This is a genomic window from Arthrobacter sp. Hiyo1, assembly GCF_001263615.2.
In the GTDB taxonomy this organism is placed as follows: Bacteria; Actinomycetota; Actinomycetes; order Actinomycetales; family Micrococcaceae; genus Arthrobacter.
Genome location: NZ_DF952469.1, coordinates 95253 through 97850, shown reverse-complemented (window position 1 = coordinate 97850; position 2598 = coordinate 95253). Strand labels below are relative to the sequence as shown.

Genomic DNA, 2598 nt, shown 5'->3' with positions numbered 1-2598 from the left:
AGGACGCGGCAAGCAGCGCAAGTCGAAGCGTGCAAAGCGTCAGGAACTGGAGCAGATGAGTGCTCCGTCGCTGGGTGGCGTATCCGTACCCCGCGGCGACGGCAACACCGTAGTCCGGCTCCGTCGCGCTCGTCCATCACGGACTTCGCCGACAAGATCGAGGCGAACCCCGCCGCACTGGTGACCGTGCTGTTCCACCTCGGTGAGATGGCAACGGCTACGCAGTCGCTGGACGAAGACACCTTCGGCCTGCTCGGCGCCGAACTCGGCTACAAGGTACAGGTTGTCTCTCCGGAAGACGAAGAGCGCGAGCTCCTCGACTCGTTCGACATCGATCTCGATGCCGAACTGGAAGCCGAAGGCGACGACGTCCTCGAACCGCGTCCGCCGGTTGTCACCGTCATGGGTCACGTTGACCACGGTAAGACCCGATTGCTCGACGCTATCCGGAAGACCAACGTGGTTGCCGGCGAACACGGCGGCATCACGCAGCACATCGGTGCCTACCAGATCAGCCACGTCCACGAAGGCACTCCGCGCGACATCACCTTCATTGACACCCCGGGTCACGAGGCGTTCACCGCCATGCGTGCACGTGGTGCCAAGGTCACCGACATCGCCATCTTGGTTGTCGCAGCCGACGACGGCGTCATGCCGCAGACGGTGGAAGCACTCAACCACGCACAAGCGGCCAACGTGCCGATCGTCGTCGCGGTCAACAAGATCGACAAGGAAGGTGCGAACCCGGACAAGGTCAAGGGCCAGCTCACCGAGTACGGCCTGGTTCCCGAAGAATACGGTGGCGACACCATGTTCGTTGAGGTTTCTGCCCGCCAGAACATCAACATCGACGAACTGATCGACGCCGTGCTGCTGACCGCAGACGCCGCTTTGGACCTGCGCGCCAACCCGGACAAGGACGCTCGAGGCATTGCCATCGAAGCGAACCTGGACAAGGGCCGCGGCTCCGTGGCCACCGTCCTGGTCCAGTCCGGTACCCTGGCCGTCGGTGACACGATCGTGGCCGGTACGGCCCACGGCCGCGTGCGTGCCATGTTCGACGAAGACGGCAACGCCCTCGACGTCGCGCTCCCGTCCCGTCCGGTCCAGGTCCTGGGCCTGTCCAACGTACCGCGTGCAGGCGACACCTTCCTGGTGACCTCCGACGAGCGTACGGCCCGCCAGATCGCTGAAAAGCGCGAGGCAGCCGACCGCAACGCGGCACTGGCCAAGCGCCGCAAGCGCATCAGCCTCGAGGACTTCGACAAGGCTGTGGCCGAAGGCAAGATCGACACCCTCAACCTCATCCTCAAGGGTGACGTTTCCGGTGCGGTCGAAGCCCTCGAAGACGCCCTGCTCAAGATCGATGTGGGCGACGAAGACGTTCAACTGCGCGTCATCCACCGCGGTGTGGGTGCCATCACGCAGAACGACGTCAACCTCGCCACGGTGGACAACGCCATCATCATCGGCTTCAACGTCAAGCCCGCCGAGCGCGTGGCTGAACTGGCCGATCGTGAAGGCGTGGACATGCGCTTCTACTCCGTCATCTACTCGGCAATCGATGACATCGAGCTGGCCCTCAAGGGCATGCTCAAGCCGGAGTACGAGGAAGTCCAGCTCGGTACCGCCGAGGTCCGCGAAGTCTTCCGTTCTTCCAAGTTCGGAAACATCGCCGGTTCGATCGTGCGCTCGGGCATCATCCGCCGTAACACGAAGGCCCGCGTCAGCCGCGATGGCAAGGTCATCGGCGACAACCTCACCGTTGAGACGCTCAAGCGCTTCAAGGACGACGCCACCGAGGTCCGCACGGACTTCGAGTGTGGTATCGGTCTTGGCTCGTACAACGACATCAACGAAGGTGACATCATCGAGACCTTCGAGATGCGCGAAAAGCCGCGCGTCTAAGGTGTCGCAGGCCGTGCTGCTCTCGGGCGGCTCCGGCCCGTTCTGCCGATATGGGGGCCACCCCTACGCTGGGCGGCTGACTCTTACGACGTCGGCCGCCCAGCTTCGGCAGCGGTGTCAGCCTTCCCAATGCTCGCAAGCTCGCATTGGGACCCTCGGCTGCCACCTTAGCCACTCCCGGGCCCCCATATCGGCTCCACGGGCCTCAGTGGGAAGCTCGCGGCCCGTTTCGGGCCTTTTTTGGCGAGTGGCATTTTTTAGACTTAAGTACGCGAGACGCCACCGCGCCGTCGTACGCAAATTTTAGGAGTAGAAATGGCTGATCCGGCACGCGCTGCCAAGTTGGCGCAGCGGATTAAGGTTGTTGTTGCTGAGGCACTGGGCCGGCGGATCAAGGATCCTCGGGTTGAGGGCATCACTATTACGGATGCCCGCGTCACCAACGATCTTCAGCACGCCACCGTGTATTACACCGTCTTCGGCGACGAAGCCGCCCATTCTGATGCTGTTCGGGCGTTGGAGAAGGCCAAGGGTGTTTTGCGCCAGGAAGTGGGCCGCAACATCACCGTGCGGCTGACTCCGACCTTGGAATTCGTTGCCGACCTCATCCCGGTCAACGCCTCGAACCTTGAGGAGCTCTTGCGCACCGCCAAGCAGCGCGACGCCGAGGTGGCCGCCCTGGCCGCCGGC

General features: G+C 63.3%; 1 protein-coding gene and 1 pseudogene. Both read left to right on the top strand.

Annotated elements, in window-relative coordinates; all coding sequences use genetic code 11:
• Positions 1–1908: pseudogene (gene infB / locus AHiyo1_RS05075) on the top strand (translation initiation factor IF-2); the annotation flags it as partial.
• Positions 1909–2223: 315 nt separating this feature from the next.
• Positions 2224–2598, top strand: a 375-nt coding sequence (gene rbfA, locus AHiyo1_RS05070) for a 30S ribosome-binding factor RbfA (protein ID WP_059387821.1), incomplete at its 3' end; no start/stop codon positions are given.